Genomic DNA, 18,694 nt, shown 5'->3' with positions numbered 1-18,694 from the left:
TGAGACCTGAATCAGCAGGAATCACTCGAAACGGCGATGTGGACACGAGAGTGACCTCAACTCCAGAAGCTCAGTAAGCAGTTCACGCAAGCTGTCCGCCCGCTTCGGCAGGATGGTCTCAGCCGCCGTCGTGCCGGGAACGACCACGGTTTGAGCGTCCAGCGGTGAAGATCTGCTCGACCAGGCGGACACCCATCCGGGGCGCCCGAGGCTTGGTGATCTCGGCGAGTTTCGACCGGCCGGCCTTGCGCAGCCCAGCCGGGCCGCCACACCGCGACAACAGCTCCAGGACGGCGGCATGCTGCACTTTCGGAACAACACCGCATGTCACCCCTGCGTGTGACCCTCGTACTTGTGGCCCGGTCAAGGGAACTCGTCCGCGGCTGAGACCATGCCGTTGCCTGTACCGCCATCAACTGCCATCACCGGCTGGCGCGACTGTGCACTTTGGCGGACTCGATGCCAGCCGGTCGAGGAAAGGATGGTCAAAGACACGAGCCAATCTTCCGCGGAGGCACCATGGGCATCGTCACCGCCGGCCGGGAGAACTCCATTCCGGCAGCGTTCACTGATTTGCCGGACACTGCGATCGTCACCGCCCAGAGCCGGGAGGAGATCGAACGACTTGCCGCTGGGCTCGTCGCCGAGCAGGCAGCGCTGCGGCGGGTGGCTGGGCTCGTGGCGCGCGACGTCCCACCCGGTGAGGTGCTCGAGGCGGTCGTCACCGAGGCGGCGGGTCTTGTCGGGGTGGGGTTCACGACGCTGCTGCGTTTCGAGCCTGACGGGGCGACGGAGGTCGTCGCGGTGCACGATCCGCCGGAGGGTGTCGCGGTGGGCATGCGTGCCCCAGCCAAGGGCGACGGCGCCACTCAGCGCGTCTGGCGCACTGGGCGACCGGCCCGCGCGGACCAACTGGCGGACATGTCGGGGGCGTGGGCACAGTTGGCGTCCGGCCACGGATTCTTGTCCAGCGCCGCGGCGCCGATCCTGGCCGAGGACCGGTTGTGGGGCGTTCTGGTCGCGGCCGGGCGTGGTGCTCTGCCGCCACAGATCGAGGAGAAACTGGCGCGTTTCGCGGGGCTGGCCGGCACCGCGGTCGCCAGCTCTCAGGCACGCGCCGACGTTCAGGCGCTCGCCGACGAACAGGCGGCACTGCTGCGCGTCGCGGAACTGGTCGCCCGTGGTGGACCATCCGATGCCGTTTTCGAGGCCGTCGCCGCCGAGGCGCAGCGTCTTCTGGACGGTCAGCCGATGATCCTGGTCCGCTTCGAACAGGATGCGGCAATGATGGTGATCAGCCCAAGCGATGGGCCCACGCCACCGGGAATCCGGATCGAGTACTCGTCCGGCACGATGCCGGACCGTGTGCGGCGGACGGCGCGCGCAGTGCGTGTGGACGACTTCAACGTGGAACCCAACGCTGCCTTCGCCTGCCGCCACGGTCTGACCGCCGGAGTTGCGGCACCGATCGTGGTGGAGAGCTGCGTATGGGGGATGCTTGCTACCACGTCGGCCGACGGGCCGCTCGTGCCCGGTATCGAGGACCGCCTTCAGCGGTTCGCCAACCTGATCGGCACCGCGGTGAGCAACGCGACGAGCCGCGCCCAGCTCATTGCTTCACGCGCACGAGTCCTGTCGACGGCTGACGAGACACGGCGGCGGCTCCAGCGCGATGTCCACGACGGCGCGCAGCAACGCCTCGTCCACACCGTCATCGCGTTGAAGCTGGCTCGGCAGTCTCTTACCCAAGGCGACGTGCCGACCAGCATCGACCGTATCGAGGAAGCGCTCCTGCACGCCCAGCGGGCCGCTGACGAGCTGCGGGAGGTTGTCAGCGGGATCCTCCCGGCGGCGTTGACGCGCAGCGGCTTACGCGGCGGAGTGGAGTCGCTGCTGGCCGACCAGCCGCTGCTTGTGGATGCCGATGTCGAAGTGCCGCGGATGGCCGTGGAGGTCGAGACCACTGCGTATTTCATCATCGCCGAGGCGCTTACCAACGTCGTCAAGCACGCCAATGCAGGTCGCGCCTGGGTTCGCGCCAACCTGCACGCCGGTGCATTACACATCGAGGTGGGAGACGACGGCATAGGTGGTGCTCGCGTGGGAGACGGCTCCGGTCTGACCGGGTTGTTCGACCGGGTCGAGGCGCGCAGTGGTCAGCTCCAGGTTAGGAGCCCGCCTGGGCAGGGTACGACGATCCGAGCAACCCTATCGGTCGGTGAACCGCACGTTCCTCCGCCGGGCCAGCCCGTGTCGAGACGCCTCGCTTAACGTCTGGCTGCAGCCGCACGGACACCCGAGGCTGTCAATGAGTGGTAAGCGCCGCCCGCCGCGCCTCGGCGGCGAGGCACCGCCGTTCACACCCTTGCACGTAACCAGTCAACCCGACAGAGCCGGGTCGCGGCCGGTCTTGGTCGGCCTCCCACGGCAGGATAGCCTTTGGCCAGCGTGTTCCTCCGGATCGCGGAGGGACGTGAACTTCCAGGTTCAGCCGGGCCAGCGGGGGGCGTTCAAGGATGCTGACGGGCCGGCAGGTCGAACGGGACATGCTGGACCGGGTGGTCGAGGCGGTCCGGGGCGGGCAGGGCCGTGCCCTGGTGGTGCGCGGCGAGCCCGGGGTCGGTAAGACGGCGTTGCTGGACCATTTGGCGGACCGGACGTCTCGGGTGGAGTGCCGGTTGGTGCGCGTGACGGGCGTGCAGTCGGAGATGGAGCTGGCGTTCGCCGGGTTGCATCAACTGTGCGCACCGCTGCTGCATCACGCCGAGCGGCTGTCAGTGCCGCAACGCGACGCACTGCGCACCGCCTTCGGCCTTACCGCGGGTCCCCCACCGGATCGATTCTTAGTCGGACTGGCGGTGCTCAGCCTGTTGTCGGCGGCAGGAGGCGACCGCCCGGTGGTCTGTGTGGTCGACGACCAGCAGTGGCTGGACGAGGGCTCCGCGCACGTGCTCGGATTCGTCGCGCGGCGCCTGTTGGCCGATCCGGTCGGGCTGGTCTTCGGGGCCCGTGAGCCCGGTGCCGAGCTCGCCGGCCTGCCCGAGCTGCAGGTCGGAGGCCTGCCCGACGATGAGGCCCGGGCGTTGCTGGACTCGGTGTTGCCCGCACCGCTGGACGGGCGGGTCCGGGATCTGCTGGTGGCCGAGGCGCGGGGTAACCCGCTGGCTCTGCTGGAGCTGCCGCGCGGGCTGTCCGCGGATGAGCTCGCGGGCGGGTTCGGGTTGCCTGGTGCGATGCCGCTGGCCGGCCGGATCGAGGACAGCTTCCTTCGCCAGATGCATGCCATGCCTGCTGTGACCCGGCGGTTGATGCTGCTCGCGGCGGCTGACCCATCGGGCGACCCGTCGCTGGTCTGGCGGGCAGCCGACCTGCTCGGTCTGCCGAAGGACGCCGGGGAACCGGCTGTCGAAGCGGGGCTGGCGGAGTTCGGTACCCACGTGCGGTTTCGGCATCCACTTCTGCGCTCAGCGGTCTATCGGTCGGCCCCGCAGCCCGAACAGCGGGCCGTGCATGCGGCGCTGGCCGAAGCGACCGACCCGGTCGTGGACCCGGATCGGCGGGCTTGGCACCGGGCTCGGGCCGCGGTCGGGCTGGATGAGCAGATCGCGGTCGAGCTGGACTCGTCTGCGGGCCGGGCGCAGGCCCGTGGCGGGTTGGCGGCGGCGGCCGCGTTCCGTGAGCGGGCGGCATTGCTGACGCCGGACCCGGCTCGCCGGGCGGGTCGGCTGCTCACCGCCGCCAGGGCCAAGCACGAAGCCGGGGCGTTTGCGTCGGCCGCGCAGCTGCTGGATGCGGCGCGGGCCGGGCCGCTGGACGCACTGGGGATCGCCGACGTCGAGCGCCTGCTCGGGCAGATCGCCGCCGCCCAGGGTCAGAACCGGAACGCCGGGCAGGTGCTGCTCGGCGCGGCGCGGATGTTCGAGCCGCTCAGTGTCGACCTGGCGCGCGAGACCTACCTGGAGGCCCTCTGGGAGATCGCGATGTGGACCGGCGACCGGCACGGTCTCAGGCGGGACGCCGCCCTGGCCGCCCTGGCCGCGCCGCCAGCCCATGAGCCTTCCCGTCCCGTGGATGACCTGCTCGATGCGCTGGCGCTGCGGTTCACCGACGGCTTCACCGTCGCCGCACCGGCCCTGACCCGGGCACTCGGCCGCTTCCTCGCCATGGACGTCGGTTCTGAGCACGCCCGCCGGTTGCTGTGGTCTGGAGCCCGCCCGGCCGGTTGCCTCCTGGCCATGGAACTGTCCGACATGCACTCGTGGCAGGTTCTGACCGCCCGGAACGTGCAGGTCGCCCGGGACGCCGGTGCCCTCGTACCGCTGGAATTCGGCCTGCACCATCGGGCACTGTTCCACATTCACCAGGGTGAGCTGGACATGGCCGCGCGGCTTCTCGCGGAAAACGAACTGATCCTCGAGATGACCGGCCGACTGACCGGCGGGGTGATCCGGCTGTTCCTGGCCGGCTGGCGTGGTGACCAGACACGAGCGGGTGAGCTGATCCGGGCCATGACAGATGTGGCAAGCGCCCGTGACGTCGAGGTGCCTACGTCGTACGCGATGCTGGCCGCCGCGGTCCTGAACAACGGGCTGGGCCGGTACCAGGTCGCCGTCGAGCGCGCCCGGCAGGGCTTCGAGCTCGACGTTATCGCCGTGGGGCCCTTGGTCGTGCCGGAACTGCTCGAGGCGGCTTCCCGGACCGGGGACGTGGCACTGGCCGGTGTTGCGCTGGAGTGGTTGTCCGAGCGCGCGAGCGCGGCTCCGACCGACTGGGCCGCGGGAATGGAGGCTCGTGGCCGTGCCCTGCTCAGCGAGGGTGAGGTCGCCGAGGGCGGCTACCGGGAGTCGATCGAGTGCCTGGGTCGCGCCGGGTTCGGCGCCCAGCTCGCCCGCGCGCATCTGCTCTACGGGGAATGGTTGCGGCGCCAGAACCGCCGCTCCGACGCTCGCGGTCAGCTGCACACGGCCTACGAGATGCTGACCACGATGGGGGCGGAAGGGTTCGCCGAACGGGCGCGCCAAGAGCTCGGCGCGACGGGCGAGACCACGCGTAAGCGCAGCGTCGAAATGATCACCACGCTGACCGCGCAGGAAGCGCTCATCGCGCGGCTGGCCCGTGACGGGCACACCAATCAGGAGATCGCCGGGCGGTTGTTCCTGTCCGCGCGCACGGTCCAGTACCACCTGCGCAAGGTGTTCAGCAAGCTGGGCATCAGTTCCCGCCGCGAGCTGCGCACCGCGCTACCCCCAGCGGTGAGATGACCCGCTCCTGCTGCCTACCGTGACGATCATGCCGAGTCGCCGACCGTGGTGAACGGTACCGAGACCTCGACGGTCTGGTCCGGAACCTGCTTACGGGCCAGCCAGTCACGGTCAGGGTGGACCTGGATGATTTAGTAGGCGGCGCAGTCCGCCGCCCGACGGGCATATGGCGGCTATCGGACCGGAACGCGGTTCTCAATGTGTGAACAGTTCATCCGTCGGCCGGTAAACGCACAGCAAGCATGGCGATGTCGTCAGTACGGTCAGCCCCGATGTCTGCGACCGCATCTTCGAGTAGGTCCTGCAGCCGGGTACGCCGGGCTGTCCGCAGGCGTCGGTGCAGATGGTCGGTATCGTCATCGACCGCACCGCCCGAGCGTTCCACCAGCCCGTCCGTATGGAGAAGAACCGTTGATCCACTCGCTAACGGCACCGTCCACGTGTGCCGCGGGGCAAAGCGGCGCGCGCCCAGCAACAGGTCGTTGCCGGTGAGCGACTGCATGGTCCCGTCCGGGTGGATCACCAGCGGTGGTGGGTGACCGGCGTTGGACCAGCGCAGGCGGTACCTGCCGCTGGCGAAGGTGTCGATGACGGCGACGACGGCGGTCGCGATGGTCGGTTCGCCGAGGGAGTGGTTAGCCACGTCCAGCCGGCGCAGCAGAGCTGACGGGGGTTCGTGGCGGTCGACGATGTACGCGCGCAGCATGCTGCGCAGTTGGCCCATCCGGGCTGCTGCGGCTATGTCGTGGCCGACCACGTCGCCGATAGCGATGGTGAGTTGGCCGTCGCGCCCTGCGACCGCGTCATACCAGTCGCCACCGACCTTCTCCTGCCGGTCCGCGGGCAGATAGTGTGCAGCGAGTTCATACCGTTCCACTGCTGGTAAGCGAGACAGGATCGCCTCCTGCAGAGTGTTGGCGACTCCGATCCGCGCGTCGAGCCGATGCGCCCGCTCCAATGCCTGCGCGATATAGGTCGCCAGCGTCGCGATCACCGCTCGTTCGGCGACGTAGAACGTGCGCGGCGTGTCCCAGAACAGGCGCAGGACCCCGACAATGCCGGCTGTTCCGACCAGCGGCACGCATGCCGCAGCCTGCGAGTCTGGCTTCGCCTCACTCGGAAACGCGCCGGCGAGTTCAGCACCGTCGGTGAAGTAGAACGTCCGTCCTTCGCGGATGGTTCGCTCGGTCAGCGGGTCTGATCGGCCGCTGGCGGCGACGACCCGCAGGTGGCTCGCGCCAAGCGCGAGGCCCCGCAAGTGAAGGACCGCGTCCACCACGTCCGCCACGCTGACCGTTGCCGATAACGTCTCACTGGCGCGCAGGAGAAGCAGGTTACGTGCCATGTCTGTCGGTGTTATCTCGGGAGCGAGTTGTACTGATGTCATGAGGAAGCTCCTGGCGATGGCTCGGGTTCAGGTCGCCTCATACCTGACGACCATGGTGGCCTGAGATGCAGCCGCAGCTCTGAACCTCGCAGAGGGTGAGGGCGCTGACCAGGACGGTCGGCCCGAGAATCGGGGGTGCTCGCCGGAAGAAATGGAGGGTTGGCCCGATAGAGGTGGCCCGAGCACAGCGCCTGGAGAGTGGCCTTCGCCTTCAGCATCGCCTTGTTAGTTCCGGTTTGCTCAAGACTGCGCGTACGGTCGGGACGCCGTTCGCCGGCCTGCTGTCTTGCCGACCCCGGGCTCGCCTCGCAGGTCCAAGGCACGTCCCTGCCCGCCCTGGACCTCGTCGACCACCTGGTCCAGAGCTTCCCGCTCGCTGCGGCGCCCCGTTAGCATCGTCGAAACACCCCTCGTCGGCTCGGTCTGTGGCCGGATGCCCACATGACGGGGTCGACGCCGCGATGTTCGACGTGCCCGACGAGGTGTCCCTGCAGTGGGCGCCGATCCTCCCTGTCCAGGAGCACGCGCGACGACACTACCTGTCCTTTACGAAGGGCAGCCAAGAGCCATGGATAGGCGCTTGCTGGAGGGCGCGGCATCCCGGCAGTGGTCGCGATGAACGAACCGGTGACCGATCGGACCGCCGGGGTGTTCGGTCCGCGGCTGTTGGAGGGCATCTGCTCGAACAAGTCCGTGGACGAGGCCGTCACCGCGGCCCGGCACCGCATCGCCACATCGTGTTCGCGACCAACGGCGGTATGTGGACAGGCAGCCCTTTCGCGATGGACGCCGCGAGGGGCGGACCGGTGACGGCGCCGAGAACCGCACCCGCCAGCACCGCCGGTACGGTGCCTCCGTAGGCCGGCACCACGGCCGGAGCGATGGACACCACGGGGACGAAGGTCGGGTACCAGCCGTGCTGCGCCCACTGACGCCGCCACAGCGCCACCCCGAGCACGGCCGTCGACACCTGGGCAATCAGAAGTTGCGGAACCAGTCCCGAGCCGTACGCGGGGAGGCTGGGGTTAAGTCCGTAGCTCAGGACAGTGCCGACTAACAAGCCCGCACCGGCCCATTCGTTGCCGTAGAACTGCGCTTCGGTGAGATCCGCGACGGTGCGGCGGATCATCCAGAGTGGTCCCTGCTGGACAGGAGCAACGCCGGCGCGTCCGGCCGGATGAGACCAGCCACTTCCGGGGCATCAATCGCAGGTCGAAGCATCCATGGCAGCGAGCGGCAGAGAGGTAAGGCGATCAACGTGCTCACGGCCATGCCGGTGGTCGTTCCCACAACGTTGGGAAGGCCGGTCGGCCGGCAGACGAGATTCACCATCGGCAGAGCGATCGGCGTGGTCAGACCGGCGCCGAGGACCGCACCGGTCAGGGCCACCGCCCACCCGCGTCCGTAGAGAAGAACAAGAACGCACGGCACCGACACGAACGGCACAAAGGTCGGCTGCCACATTCCGGACACGGCGATGGTCCAACCCCACGCCACGTTGCTGATGAGCAGGCCGAGCAGGGCACTGCCCACCATCCACGGGAGGAGTCCGCCTCCTGTGCTGAGGGCGAAGCCCGCCCACCTTCTTCCCCGGCCGGCACCCCAGTGAGCCATCGCGGCGCCCGCCATCATGAGCACACCGGCCAGCGCGTCCTTCTGGAACCCGGCCTCGGTGGTGTCGCCGATGATCCACGTCAACTACAGACATACCTGGGTGTAGTCGCCCGGCCGTAGTCGACAGCCCGACCCGAGTGGACCGAATGTCGAGGTAGCGACGGACAACGCCGCCAGCACCAGCGCCCCAGCACCGACAACGAGCGCCGTCGTCATCCAGATCGCATGGCTGCCGGGACGTACCCTCTGCGGCCCTCGTTCTCGGCTCACACTGGCTCCCAGGGTTTGATGTCCATGCTCATGCTCATGCCCGGCCGGACGAGGCGGGTTCCGCCGTTCAGCGTGTGCCGATCCCGTGCTGGTCAGGGGCTCTTCGCCAGGTCGCCGACTGTCGACGGAGGCGAGGTGCTGTTCGCGTGGGGCAGGTAGGAGGCGTTGGCGAGGTGTTGGACGGTGCGGATGCCCAGTGCCGTGACTGCGAGGGTGAGCACGGCGAGCAGGACGGTGATCCATGCGGTTCGGCCCGGGGTCTGCTCGGCGCCCAGCCAGTTGACCGCCAGGGTGAAGGCCGCCGCGTACGAGAACGAGTAGGCCCACCAGCCGGGGCCGAAGGGAACCTGCCGGTAGACCGGGATCAGCCGCAGCTGGATCAGGGCCATCAGAGCGGCGTAGCCAGCCAGCCCGGCGGCGACCGCGTCGATGTGCCCGCCGTTGAGCAGGAACCATGCGTTGCCTGCCACCACCGGGGGTGCCATCTCGATCGCGATCGTCGGACGCAGTGCCATTGGCAATGCGGGCGCGGTGAACAGGCGTACCAGGATGATTGAACCCAGGACGAGCCAGGAGATGGCGCCGTAGCCGAACATCACCATGGCCAGGGTGTCGTAGCCGAACGCCGCGCTGCCTCCGGCGGCGATCAGGCCACCGGCGACCGTCGGCAGCAGGTACCCGGGGTGCCATTGCGCGAGCTGGAGGTCGGCGATGATCCATTGGCCGGAGAACCAGCTGCCGGCCGCCACGGTCAGCACCAGGGCGGTCAGGAAAACGATCTCACCGGCGGCCCTGGCGTGGCCGCCTAAGGCGATGCCCAGGAGCATCGGCACGATCACGATGAGGGCGGTGAACGGCGCGAAGACGGGGTCGTTCACGTCCGCCCGCAGCCGTCCGGCGCGCAGGACGTTGGTGGCGTACCAGATCAGGGTGGCCAGCCAGATGCCCGCCGCAGCGATCCACAGGGTGTCGGCGGGCCATCGCGGTACCCCGGAGACGGCGTGTGCCGTCGACCAAGCCTGGGCGAGACCGCAGACGCCGAAGGACGTGCCGAACACGTTCGGGGTCACCCGGTATGCGGGCCTGCTGGCCGGCCTCACCGTGTCCCGCCTTCAGAAGGGCGGCAGTTGTCCCGCAGGGCGGTGTTCTCCGCCTCGAGGTCGGCGATGCGGTTGCGCAGCGTGTCGAGGTGCGGTTCGAGGTCGGCGACGCTGTAGCGGGGCGTGATGTGCTGCTGGCAGTTCCAGTCGAAGGCTTCGACCTCGACGAGGACACCGCGCTCCACGACGGCGTCATAGTCCGGCACGCCCAGGTCCGCGATCAGGGCCGCATCGTCGTCGGGAAAGACGACCCGGGCGCGGCCGTAGATTTTCAGCCGGCGCCGGTGCGGGTAGTCCATAACGATCAGCGCCACCCGGTTGTCGCCGGCGACGTTGCCGGTGCTGATGTACTGCAGGTTGCCCTGGAAGTCGGCCCAGCCGATCGTGGTGTCGTCGCGGACCTTGAGGAACCCGGGTGGCCCGCCGCGGAACTGCACGTAGGGCCACCCGGACTCGCTGACCGTTGCGAGGTAGAAGCTGTCCCGGGCGCCGAGGAATGCGCGTACCTCGGGGGTGATCCGGTCCGGACCTGTTCCGCGGTGGCGGCGGCGGGCGTAGAACTTCTGGCTCCCGTACCGCTGCTGGACGTCGCCGACCCGGTCGGTGAAGGCGATGTCGGCGTAGTGCGCGCTCACGATGGACCTCGCTGTCTCGGCCGGTCGGTCAGCGGATGAACTTGAGCAGTTCCGCGTTGAACTTGTCCCGCTCGTCCACGTAGACGGCGTGTCCGGCGGTGTCGAAGGTGACCAGCCGTGCGTCGCGGATGCCCGACGCCAGGGCTTGTCCGTGGTCCAGGGGCACGATCTTGTCGTTGATGGCGTGGAACACCCGGGTCGGTACCTTCACCCGGGCCATGTCCGGGATCAGGTCTTCGTCGCGCAACGCGATCAGACCGGCCCGGCTGGCCTGCAGCGAGGCCTGGTCGAGGCATTGCCGCTCGAAGAACTGCAGGAAGGGGTCCGTGGTGATGTCGGTGTGGGTGGCGAAGAAGTTTGCTGTCAGGCCCCGGATCGTGGCCGTCCGGTCGGTGGCGTAGCCGGAGATGAGGCCGGCGATCCCGGCGGCGAGGTCGGCGGACTGCGGGCCGTACACGAAGCGGGGGGCCGAGGCTTCGGCCAGCACCAGCTTGCCCACCCGGCTGCCGAAACGCGCTGCATGGCGCAGCGCGACCGCGCCGCCCATCGAATGCCCGACCAGCGTGACGTCCCGCAGCGACAACGCCTCGAGAACCTTCAGGATGTCCCGCGCCCAGACGTCGTAGGTGTACGGGCCGTACGGGGCGTCGGACAGCCCGAAGCCGCGCAGGTCCAGGCCGATCGCCCGGTATCCGTGGTCGGCGAGGAACAGGTAGTTGTACTCGAAGGTCGTGGACGCCAGCGGCCAGCCCGGAACGAACACCACCGTGCCGCGGCTGCCGCCGTTCAGGTCGGAGACGTTGACCTCGGCTCCCGGGGCAACCGGGATGCGGGTGCCGCTGGGACTGCCCGAGATGCCCGGGGCGGCCTGCGCCGGTGACGCCCTCGCCCGGCCACGGCCGCCGCCGTCAGGGCGGCCCCCGCTCCGGCGCTCAGCACTGCGCGGCGGGAGGCTCCGCGCCGGACGGCCGGGTTGTTCTCATCTGGATCGCTCTGCTGGTTCATGGCGGTGTTCTGCCCTTCGTTGGTGGTGCTTTCGATACGGAGTCAGGAGGCAGCAGGCTCGTTGGCCCCGGCGGCCTCGAGGATGAGGCGAGCGGTCTCGGCCGGGTGCGAGATACCGACCACGTGCGAGGCGCCGGCGATCTCGACGGTGCCGCGGGCCTTCGCCCGGGCGGCCATGATCCGGTGGGCGCCGACGGGGATGTTGTGGTCGAGTTCGCCGAACAGGAACCAGCTGGGCACCGACTGCCACAGCGGCTGGCCGCCCGACGGCTCGTTCAGGGCGCGGTCGGTGACCGGACGCTGGGTGATGGCCATGACATCCGCCTGCTGCGTGGTCAGGTCCGCGGCGAACTGGTGGTGGTACCGCTCCGGTGCGATGTAGGTGTCCGCGCCGCCGGCGGCCGACGGCACCGGGACCAGGGTCTCGGCGAGGGTCGACCCGGGCGCCAGCGCTGAGGCGTCGGCGCAGCTCTCACCCGGTTCGAGAGCGAAGCCGGCGATGTAGACGGCGCCGATGACGTGCCCTGGTTCAGCGGTGACGTTGGTGATGACCGCACCGCCGTAGGAGTGCCCGGCCAGCAGAACCGGCCCCTCGATCGTGGCGACCAGCTCGCTCAGCAGCGTCGCATCCGTGGCAACGCCACGGAGCGGGGTCGCGAAGGCGATCACCCGGTGTCCCGCGGCGGTCAGCGGTTCGAGGATACCGTTCCAACTGGACGACTCGGCATAGGCGCCATGTACGAGAATCACCGTCGGTTTCATTTCTTGCTCCTCTCCGGCCCGCCGCGTCGACGGGCAATTCGAGGTTCGCAAAAGTGCGCAGGCGGGAACTATCAGGCCAGCCGTAATCCTGTTCCGGCAAACCGGATCGGGCCGCCCATGGGAAGGCGGTCGGCGACAAAGAACTGATGCTCATCCGCCAGCCGGTAAACGGCATACAACTGGCTGGCCTGGAGACCGGCTCGTCGTCGTGTCGACGCATGTCGACGGTTCATCCGGTTTACCGGAAAACGAATCCGGTTGCCCTGATGGTGCCCGCTCGCAGATTTGGTGAGCCTCATAGTGTCAGTAGTTGTGACGGCCTGTCGCCTTGGAAGGGGAACCACCATCAGTTGCTGGCTTACCTGCCGCCAGCAGGCGGCCCTGACGGCCGTCAGACAGGGCCTTGTCCATAGCGCGCCGTTGCGGAGCGCGGGCACGAATGCATTCGGAGCGAAATATGCGTATCACCACGCCGTACGGGGCCAAGTCGACGGCCGACGAGGTGTCCGAGGGCATTGACTTGACCGGCAAGCGGGCCGTTGTCACCGGCGGAGCCTCCGGTATCGGGGTCGAGACTGCTCGTACGCTGGTTCGCCGCGGTGCTTCAGTCACGCTCGCCGTGCGCGACACCGAACGCGGCCACAAAGCGGCCGAGGAAATAGGCCATGGTGTCGAGGTGCGGCAGCTTGAGCTGACCGACCACGCGTCGATCGCCGCGTTCGCCGCGGACTGGGAAGGCCCACTGCACCTACTGATCAACAACGCCGGTGTGATGGCCCTGCCGTCGCTGACGCCCGACCCGCAAGGCTGGGAGTTTCAATTTGCGACCAACCACCTCGGCCACTTCTTCCTAACGACCCGGCTGCATTCCGCGCTCGCGGCAGCGGGTGGGGCACGGGTGGTCAGTCTCAGCTCGTCCGCTCACTTGTTCTCGCCAGTCGTCTTCGACGACATCAACTTCAAATTCCGTCCGTACGACGCCACGCTCGCCTATGCGCAGTCGAAGACGGCGGTGAACCTTTTCGCGGTGGCGGCGAGCGCGCGCTGGCGCGACGACGGCATCACGGTGAACACGGCAAATCCCGGTGCCATCGCGACGCCGTTGCAGCGTCACGTCGGCGGCAAGCTCGCCACCCCGGTGGAACTGCAGAAGACCACCGAGCAGGGCGCCTCGACGTCGGTGCTGCTGGCCGTCTCGCTACAGCTGGAGGACATCGGTGGGCGTTACTTCAACGACAACCAGGAAGCAGTACCCACCGACCAGCGGCCCGCCGACGTCGAAGAGCTCGTCCGAAGCGTGGCGCCCTACTCCCTGGATCCGGAAAACGCCGAACGGCTCTGGGCGATCTCTGCCGCAGCCGTCGGCCTCAACGGAAAGTGAGGACCTCACCATGACCGCGTCGCTTCCACGCATCGGCTGGATAGGGCTCGGCGACCAAGGCGCTCCGATGGCCCGGGCCATCGCCGAAGCCGGCTATCTTTTGCATGTCTGGGCCCGGCAGACCTCACTCGACGCCTTGGACGGAATCCCGTATCAGGCGTATCGAACCGTCGCCGAGCTCGGCTCCAACAGCGACATAGTGGGACTGTGTCTCAACGACGACCCTGCCGCAAAGCTCCGCATCGGGCTCATCCAGCGGCCGGCAGGCGGACCGCAAGCATGGCGATGTCGTCAGCCCGGTCTGCCCTGATGTCTGCGACCGCGTCCTCGAGCAAGTCCTGGAGTCGGGTGCGCCTGGCAGTCCGCAGGCGTCGATGCAGGCAAGCGGGACTGTCATCGTCCGCCACGCTTGACCGTTCCTCCAGCCCGTCAGTGTGGAGAAGCACCGTGAATCCAGGAACCAACGGCATCGTCCACGTGTGCCGGGGTGCGAATCGGCGTACTCCCAGCAACAGGTCATGGCCGGTGAGCGACTGCACGGTCCCGTCCGGGTGGATCACCAACGGCGGCGGATGGCCTGCGTTGGACCAACGCAGGCGGTATCCGCCGCCGGCGAGGGGTGTCGATGACGGCGATGACGGCGGTCGCGAGCACCGGTTCACCGAGGGAATAATTGGCCACGTCCATACGGCGTAGCAGGGCAGACGGGGGTTCGTGGCGGTCAACGATGTAGGCGCGGAGCACGCTGCGCAGCTGACCCATCCGGGCGGCGGCGGTCATATCGTGGCCGGCCACGTCACCGATGACCATGGTGAGGCGACCGGCCCGTCCGGTGATCGCGTCGTACCAGTCGCCGCCGACTTTCTCCTGCCGGTTCGCGGGCAGGTAGAGGGCGGCCAGATCGTACTGTTCCAGCGTCGGCAGGTGCGACTGGATCGCCTCCTGCAGAATTTCGGCGACTCCGATCCGTGCATCGAGGCGCTGTGCCCGTTCTCGGAAGTGAGCTGTCCTGATCTCATGAGGAACTCCAGCGGATGGTTCCGGTTTCCGCGACGACGTGACGAAGGAGCGGTTGGAAGGCCAGAAGCCTGCTTGTCAATGCACGAATGTGGCCAGCGGTTGCCCGCTCTCGACGAGATAGGTCGACAGCATCAGGCCGGTGTCGGGGCCGAGATCGGTGGCGTTGTGTGGAGTCCGGCGCGGGATCAGGAACCCGTCTCCGGGATGCAGGATGAGCGTCGGCTGGTCGCGGATCTCCATCCGTACCGTCCCGGCGACGATATAACCGACCTCCTCACCGGGATGGATGTGCCACCCGGACTCCACGCCGGCGGGGATCTCCGTGCGTACCTGGACGATGTCGCGGCCGGGGATGGACGAGCCCCGGTGCAGGGTCTCGGTGCGCTTGAGCTTGGCGGCAAGCTCATCGGCCTGCTCAGCGTGCTCGACGGCGTCGGACGACATGGTGAAACCTCCCGAAGGTTACGAGATCGGGAACGCCGACGGCCGGCGCTCGAGAAACACGGACAAGGCATGCGCGGTTGGTCCGGGCTGATCCTCGACGAGGAAATGGCTGGCCGGCACCGCCTGGCCGGTGACGTCGTCCGCCCACGGCCGCCAAACGTCGAGCACATCGCCGTAAAAGCGGGGCAAGGCTCCGCACTCACTCCACAGGGCCAGGAGCGGGCAAACGATCTTCCGAACGCCCCGGTCGGCGTCGTCGTCATGGCGGTCCACGGTGGCGCCGGCCCGATAGTCCTCGCAGATGGCCTGCACGGTGCTGACGTCGTCGAACAGCGCACGGTACCCGGCCATCAGGTCGGCCGGATACCTGTCCGCGGCACGCCCGAGGCCGAGGGCCCGGACGTGGAAGTCGAAGAAGGCGTCGGGGTCGCCGGCGATGAGACGCTCGGGCAGCGGCGCCGGCTGGGCCAGGAAGGCCCAGTGCCAGTAGCCCAGCGCCATCTGCGCGTCGGCGCGGGCCCACACGTCACCGGTAGGCACGACATCGAGCACGGCGGCGGCCGCCACCCGGTCCGGGTGGTCCAGCGCCATCCGGTACGCCACCCGCCCGCCCCGGTCGTGACCCGCGACCGCGAACCGGTCGTGGCCCAGCATGCTCATGGCCTGCACGAGATCATCGGCAAGAGCCCGTTTGGAATGGGGTACGTGATCCGCAGCCGGCACCGGCCGGAACGACGCCCCGTACCCCGGCAGATCGGCCACAACGACGGTGAAGCGGTCCGTCAGCAGGTCGGCGACGGTGTGCCACATAACGTGCGTCTGCGGATAGCCGTGCAGGAGGAGCAGAGGCGGCCCCTGCCCGGCGACCTGGGCGAAGATCTGACCGCGTGCGGTGCGCAAGCCGTGCTGCACGAAACCGTCGAACATGACCTCACCCGCTCACTTCGCCGCGAGTGCCGCGCGCAGGAAGGCGGCGGCCTGGTTGACGGAGGCACGGGTTGCCCGCGTGCCGGTGAGCGAGTTGAGAAGCATGAAATCGTGGACGGTGCCGTCGTAGCGCACGGTCGTCACCGGTACGCCGGCGCTGCGCAGCTTGGCCGCGTACGCCTCACCCTCGTCGCGCAGCACATCCGCCTCGTCGACGAACACCAGCGTCGGAGGCAGTCCCCGGAGTTGCTCGGCCGAGGCATGGTTCGGTGAGGCGGTGATCTCCGAGCGCTTGGAGCGGTCGGGGGCGTACGCGTCCCAGAACCATTCCATCGACTTGCGGCTCAGGTAGTACCCGGCGGCAAAGTGCTCGTACGACTCGGTGTTCATCGCCGCGTCGGTGACGGGGTAGTACAGCGACTGCTGCACGAAGGTGACATCCCCGCGCTCCTTTGCCATCAGCGCCAGCGCCGCCGCCATGTTGCCGCCCACGGACTCACCGGCCACAGCCATCCTGCTGGCGTCCAGGCCGCGCGTGGCGCCCTCCCTGCCCACCCACTGCGCGACGGCGTACCCCTGCTCGATCGCCACCGGGTAGCGCGCTTCTGGGGACGGGGTGTACTCAACGAAGACGACTGCCGCATGCGCGCCGACGGCGAGTTCACGAACCAGCCGGTCGTGGGTGCCGGCGTTGCCCAGAATCCAGCCGCCGCCGTGCATGTAGAGCACGACCGGTAGGACGGCCTCGGCGTCGACCGGCTTGACGATGCGGACCCGGACGTCCCCGGCAGCGGCCGGCACGATGATCCACTCCTCGGTGATCGGAAGCTTCTCGACGGGCGCGGCCTGCAGGTCTTCGAGGATCTTGCGGGCGCCGGCCGGTCCGGCGTCGATGAGGAAGAGGGGGTCGGCGGTGTCCTCGACGAGTCGCTGAGCGGCGGGCTCGAGGACGACGGTGGGGTGATCGGACATCGTTACGCTCCTTGCAATTTGCTGGTGCGGGCGGGTGGGCTATTCGGCGAGGAACCGGAGCAGTTCACGGTTGACTTCGTCGGCGTGGCTCAGGCACATGAGATGCGGCCCGCCCTCGATCTCGACGTAACGCGCGTCCGGCAGCGCGGCGTGCATGCGGCGTCCCTGGCCCTCGATCGACAGAATGCGGTCGGCGGTGCCGTGCAGAACCAGCGCCGGGATGTCGATGCCCTTGAGGTCCTCGTGGAAATCGTCCAGCCAGGTCACCGGGCACGCCCAGGTCGCCTCCGGCGACGCGTCGGCGCCGGCGTTCCACAGGTTGCGGACGGCTTCCTCGCTGACGCGCTTGCCGAGCAGTTCGTCGAGGTTCAACATGGCGCCGATCAGGCCGGTGAGCCAGGCCGGCCGGTCGTGCAGGATGGCCTGCTGGACCCCGTCAACGCCAGCCTGATCGACACCGTTCGGGTTCTCCGCGGACCTGACGAACGAGGGCGCGAGGCTTTCGATGAACACGCAGGACCTCAAGCGCTGCGTGCCGTGGACGCCGATGTAGCGGGCGACCTCCCCGGTACCCAGCGAGAGCCCGACCAGGGTGACCTCGCGCAGATCAAGGAGGGTAAGGAGCTTGTCGAGGTCTGCGGCCAGGGTGTCGAAGTTGTAGCCACCGGCTGGCCGGCTGGATCGCCCGAACCCGCGCCGATCGTAGGTGATCACCCGGTAGCCCGCGGTCAGCAGCGGGTGGATCTGAGGTTCCCAGGACCGGCTGTCGAACGGCCAGCCGCTGATCAGAACGACCGCCGGTCCGGTGCCGTGGTCCTCGTAGTACAGATTGATCGAAGTCGTATTCTCGGTACCGACCGTGATGGTGGACATGTGCGCTCCTCAGTTCCTCTGGCCTGGTCCGACCCTTCCAAGAGCTCGAGATGCTGACCAGAACGGTTAGCCCGAAGACCGGGGGCGCCAACCAGAAGAAAAGTAGGGCTGGCCTGATGGCCGTCGGCCCGCAAGACACAAATTTCCGGTCAGCCCTACCATCGCCGGGGGTGCCGCGTTGAGACGATGAGCGGATGAAGGGCTCAATTCTGGTCGTCGACGACGACGCGTCCATCCGGGAGCTCGTCTTGCGGATCCTGCGAAGCCGGGGCTACGCGGCGATCGGCGAGGCCGGTTCAGTCGCGCAGGCCCTCGAATACGCGGATGCCCAACGTCCCGACCGTGCGTTGGTCGACGTCGGGCTGCCCGACGGCGACGGTTTCTCGCTTACCCGGCAACTCACAGCCAAGCCGTGGGCCATACGCGTGGTGATCTTCTCCTCCGACGCTGATCCGGCGAATGTCGCTGCCGCCGAACGAGCCGGAGCGGTCGGCTTCGTCCCGAAGGATGAGCTGTTGAGCCCCACCCTGCTACGCCTCATCGAAGGGCCGGACCGATGACGTCCACTGACACTGGCCGGCCGCTGCGAGTGGTTATCGGAGAGGATGACGTACTGCTTCGCGAGGGCGTCGCCCGGATCCTCACCGACGCTGGACTTGAAGTCGTCGCCCGGTCCGGCGACGCCGATGACCTGTTGAAACGCGCACTTGCCTACCGTCCCGATGTCGTCATCGCCGACGTGCAGATGCCGCCCCAATTCCAGGAGGACGGCTTGCGGGCCGCGATGGAGCTGCGCCGCCGCGCGCCGCAGATCGGGGTGCTGGTGCTGTCGCAGTTCTGCGAGCCCGCGTATGTGATGGATCTGGTCGGCGAGCATCCTGAGGGAATCGGATATCTACTCAAGGAACGGGTGGGGGACGTCACGGCATTCGTCGATGCCGTCACGCGCGTTGCAGCTGGCGGCAGTGCACTGAACTGATCTCAGCAAGGAATGACAGCCGATTCGGGATGACACGGGTGAATCGGTGGTTTCGGGCGGTCCT

20 protein-coding genes and 2 pseudogenes are annotated in these 18,694 nt (G+C 68.3%); 7 read left to right on the top strand and 15 right to left on the bottom strand.

What is annotated here, in order from left to right:
- Window positions 1–69 precede the first annotated feature (69 nt).
- A pseudogene (locus LXN57_RS47000) lies at window positions 70–313 on the bottom strand (IS110 family transposase); the annotation flags it as partial.
- Between the two features lie 206 nt (window positions 314–519).
- On the opposite strand from LXN57_RS47000, the gene LXN57_RS46995 reads away from it, so the two are divergent.
- A complete protein-coding gene (locus LXN57_RS46995) occupies window positions 520–2,271 on the top strand; it encodes a GAF domain-containing sensor histidine kinase (RefSeq protein ID WP_251804834.1) in 1,752 nt (583 codons plus the stop codon).
- Window positions 2,272–2,516: 245 nt separating this feature from the next.
- The gene (locus LXN57_RS46990) at window positions 2,517–5,261 is read left to right on the top strand and encodes an ATP-binding protein (protein WP_251804833.1); all 2,745 of its coding nucleotides are present in this window, start codon (window positions 2,517–2,519) and stop codon (window positions 5,259–5,261) included.
- 211 nt (window positions 5,262–5,472) lie between these two features.
- On the opposite strand, the gene LXN57_RS46985 is transcribed toward LXN57_RS46990, so the two are convergent.
- Complete coding sequence (locus LXN57_RS46985; RefSeq protein ID WP_251804832.1) at window positions 5,473–6,606, bottom strand: PP2C family protein-serine/threonine phosphatase; 1,134 nt, start codon at window positions 6,604–6,606, stop codon at window positions 5,473–5,475.
- A 657-nt stretch (window positions 6,607–7,263) separates the two neighbouring features.
- Here LXN57_RS46985 and LXN57_RS48510 point away from each other — a divergent pair.
- Window positions 7,264–7,338, top strand: a pseudogene (locus tag LXN57_RS48510) (hypothetical protein); the annotation flags it as partial.
- A 16-nt stretch (window positions 7,339–7,354) separates the two neighbouring features.
- On the opposite strand, the gene LXN57_RS46980 reads toward LXN57_RS48510, so the two are convergent.
- The 7 genes from LXN57_RS46980 to LXN57_RS46950 all read right to left on the bottom strand — a co-directional run bounded on the left by LXN57_RS46980 (window position 7,355) and on the right by LXN57_RS46950 (window position 12,333).
- The gene (locus LXN57_RS46980; RefSeq protein ID WP_251804831.1) at window positions 7,355–7,777 is read right to left on the bottom strand and encodes a hypothetical protein; all 423 of its coding nucleotides are present in this window, start codon (window positions 7,775–7,777) and stop codon (window positions 7,355–7,357) included.
- A complete protein-coding gene (locus LXN57_RS46975; RefSeq protein WP_251804830.1) occupies window positions 7,774–8,346 on the bottom strand; it encodes a hypothetical protein in 573 nt (190 codons plus the stop codon). Before LXN57_RS46975 ends, LXN57_RS46980 begins: the two co-directional genes overlap by 4 nt.
- A gap of 278 nt (window positions 8,347–8,624) precedes the next feature.
- Window positions 8,625–9,602, bottom strand: coding sequence for an SLAC1 family transporter (locus LXN57_RS46970; RefSeq protein ID WP_251804829.1), 978 nt, complete (start codon window positions 9,600–9,602; stop codon window positions 8,625–8,627).
- 26 nt (window positions 9,603–9,628) lie between these two features.
- Entirely contained in the window at window positions 9,629–10,267 is a 639-nt protein-coding gene (locus LXN57_RS46965; protein ID WP_251804828.1) for a pyridoxamine 5'-phosphate oxidase family protein, read from the bottom strand.
- Window positions 10,268–10,295: 28 nt separating this feature from the next.
- Entirely contained in the window at window positions 10,296–11,033 is a 738-nt protein-coding gene (locus LXN57_RS46960) for an alpha/beta fold hydrolase (protein WP_251804827.1), read from the bottom strand.
- A gap of 281 nt (window positions 11,034–11,314) precedes the next feature.
- Window positions 11,315–12,034 carry an alpha/beta fold hydrolase gene (locus LXN57_RS46955; protein WP_251804826.1) on the bottom strand — a complete coding sequence of 240 codons (720 nt, stop codon included), beginning with the start codon at window positions 12,032–12,034 and terminating at the stop codon, window positions 11,315–11,317.
- Between the two features lie 71 nt (window positions 12,035–12,105).
- Window positions 12,106–12,333, bottom strand: coding sequence for a hypothetical protein (locus tag LXN57_RS46950; protein ID WP_251804825.1), 228 nt, complete (start codon window positions 12,331–12,333; stop codon window positions 12,106–12,108).
- 158 nt (window positions 12,334–12,491) lie between these two features.
- On the opposite strand from LXN57_RS46950, the gene LXN57_RS46945 reads away from it, so the two are divergent.
- Entirely contained in the window at window positions 12,492–13,415 is a 924-nt protein-coding gene (locus LXN57_RS46945) for an SDR family NAD(P)-dependent oxidoreductase (RefSeq protein WP_251804824.1), read from the top strand.
- Window positions 13,416–13,425: 10 nt separating this feature from the next.
- Window positions 13,426–13,725, top strand: coding sequence for an NAD(P)-binding domain-containing protein (locus tag LXN57_RS46940; protein WP_251804823.1), 300 nt, complete (start codon window positions 13,426–13,428; stop codon window positions 13,723–13,725).
- Here LXN57_RS46940 and LXN57_RS48505 read toward each other — a convergent pair.
- The 6 genes from LXN57_RS48505 to LXN57_RS46920 all read right to left on the bottom strand — a co-directional run bounded on the left by LXN57_RS48505 (window position 13,664) and on the right by LXN57_RS46920 (window position 17,651).
- Window positions 13,664–13,954 carry a SpoIIE family protein phosphatase gene (locus tag LXN57_RS48505; RefSeq protein ID WP_369077313.1) on the bottom strand — a complete coding sequence of 97 codons (291 nt, stop codon included), beginning with the start codon at window positions 13,952–13,954 and terminating at the stop codon, window positions 13,664–13,666. The two genes, LXN57_RS46940 and LXN57_RS48505, sit on opposite strands and share 62 nt — an antisense overlap.
- A complete protein-coding gene (locus LXN57_RS48500) occupies window positions 13,932–14,252 on the bottom strand; it encodes a SpoIIE family protein phosphatase (RefSeq protein WP_369077314.1) in 321 nt (106 codons plus the stop codon). The genes LXN57_RS48505 and LXN57_RS48500 overlap by 23 nt, the downstream gene beginning before the upstream one ends.
- A 258-nt stretch (window positions 14,253–14,510) precedes the next feature.
- Window positions 14,511–14,879 carry a cupin domain-containing protein gene (locus LXN57_RS46935; protein ID WP_251804822.1) on the bottom strand — a complete coding sequence of 123 codons (369 nt, stop codon included), beginning with the start codon at window positions 14,877–14,879 and terminating at the stop codon, window positions 14,511–14,513.
- Window positions 14,880–14,897: 18 nt separating this feature from the next.
- Complete coding sequence (locus LXN57_RS46930; protein ID WP_251804821.1) at window positions 14,898–15,806, bottom strand: alpha/beta hydrolase; 909 nt, start codon at window positions 15,804–15,806, stop codon at window positions 14,898–14,900.
- A gap of 12 nt (window positions 15,807–15,818) precedes the next feature.
- The gene (locus tag LXN57_RS46925; protein ID WP_251804820.1) at window positions 15,819–16,778 is read right to left on the bottom strand and encodes an alpha/beta hydrolase; all 960 of its coding nucleotides are present in this window, start codon (window positions 16,776–16,778) and stop codon (window positions 15,819–15,821) included.
- Between the two features lie 39 nt (window positions 16,779–16,817).
- Complete coding sequence (locus LXN57_RS46920) at window positions 16,818–17,651, bottom strand: alpha/beta fold hydrolase (RefSeq protein WP_251804819.1); 834 nt, start codon at window positions 17,649–17,651, stop codon at window positions 16,818–16,820.
- Between the two features lie 194 nt (window positions 17,652–17,845).
- On the opposite strand from LXN57_RS46920, the gene LXN57_RS46915 reads away from it, so the two are divergent.
- Window positions 17,846–18,211 carry a response regulator gene (locus tag LXN57_RS46915; RefSeq protein ID WP_251804818.1) on the top strand — a complete coding sequence of 122 codons (366 nt, stop codon included), beginning with the start codon at window positions 17,846–17,848 and terminating at the stop codon, window positions 18,209–18,211.
- Window positions 18,208–18,630: a response regulator gene (locus tag LXN57_RS46910; RefSeq protein ID WP_251804817.1), complete on the top strand. Its 423-nt coding sequence runs from the start codon at window positions 18,208–18,210 to the stop codon at window positions 18,628–18,630. Before LXN57_RS46915 ends, LXN57_RS46910 begins: the two co-directional genes overlap by 4 nt.
- Window positions 18,631–18,694: the final 64 nt, after the last annotated feature.

It is taken from the genome of Paractinoplanes hotanensis, from assembly GCF_023717965.1.
GTDB classification, from domain to species: domain Bacteria; phylum Actinomycetota; class Actinomycetes; order Mycobacteriales; family Micromonosporaceae; genus Actinoplanes; species Actinoplanes polyasparticus.
The sequence above is the reverse complement of the archived record's forward strand: the minus strand, read 5'-3'. Positions and strand labels throughout refer to the sequence as shown.

Bases quoted from the DNA above. Each gene is read 5' to 3' on its own strand.
- LXN57_RS46910 (WP_251804817.1), top strand. From the start codon at position 18,208: ATGACGTCCACTGACACTGGCCGGCCGCTGCGAGTGGTTATCGGAGAG.
- LXN57_RS46945 (WP_251804824.1), top strand. From the start codon at position 12,492: ATGCGTATCACCACGCCGTACGGGGCCAAGTCGACGGCCGACGAGGTG.
- LXN57_RS46955 (WP_251804826.1), bottom strand. From the start codon at position 12,034: ATGAAACCGACGGTGATTCTCGTACATGGCGCCTATGCCGAGTCGTCC.
- LXN57_RS46930 (WP_251804821.1), bottom strand. From the start codon at position 15,806: ATGTTCGACGGTTTCGTGCAGCACGGCTTGCGCACCGCACGCGGTCAG.
- LXN57_RS46920 (WP_251804819.1), bottom strand. From the start codon at position 17,651: ATGTCCACCATCACGGTCGGTACCGAGAATACGACTTCGATCAATCTG.
- LXN57_RS46990 (WP_251804833.1), top strand. From the start codon at position 2,517: ATGCTGACGGGCCGGCAGGTCGAACGGGACATGCTGGACCGGGTGGTC.
- LXN57_RS46995 (WP_251804834.1), top strand. From the start codon at position 520: ATGGGCATCGTCACCGCCGGCCGGGAGAACTCCATTCCGGCAGCGTTC.
- LXN57_RS46925 (WP_251804820.1), bottom strand. From the start codon at position 16,778: ATGTCCGATCACCCCACCGTCGTCCTCGAGCCCGCCGCTCAGCGACTC.
- LXN57_RS46950 (WP_251804825.1), bottom strand. From the start codon at position 12,333: ATGAGGCTCACCAAATCTGCGAGCGGGCACCATCAGGGCAACCGGATT.
- LXN57_RS46985 (WP_251804832.1), bottom strand. From the start codon at position 6,606: ATGGCACGTAACCTGCTTCTCCTGCGCGCCAGTGAGACGTTATCGGCA.
- LXN57_RS46980 (WP_251804831.1), bottom strand. From the start codon at position 7,777: ATGATCCGCCGCACCGTCGCGGATCTCACCGAAGCGCAGTTCTACGGC.
- LXN57_RS46940 (WP_251804823.1), top strand. From the start codon at position 13,426: ATGACCGCGTCGCTTCCACGCATCGGCTGGATAGGGCTCGGCGACCAA.
- LXN57_RS46915 (WP_251804818.1), top strand. From the start codon at position 17,846: ATGAAGGGCTCAATTCTGGTCGTCGACGACGACGCGTCCATCCGGGAG.
- LXN57_RS46935 (WP_251804822.1), bottom strand. From the start codon at position 14,879: ATGTCGTCCGACGCCGTCGAGCACGCTGAGCAGGCCGATGAGCTTGCC.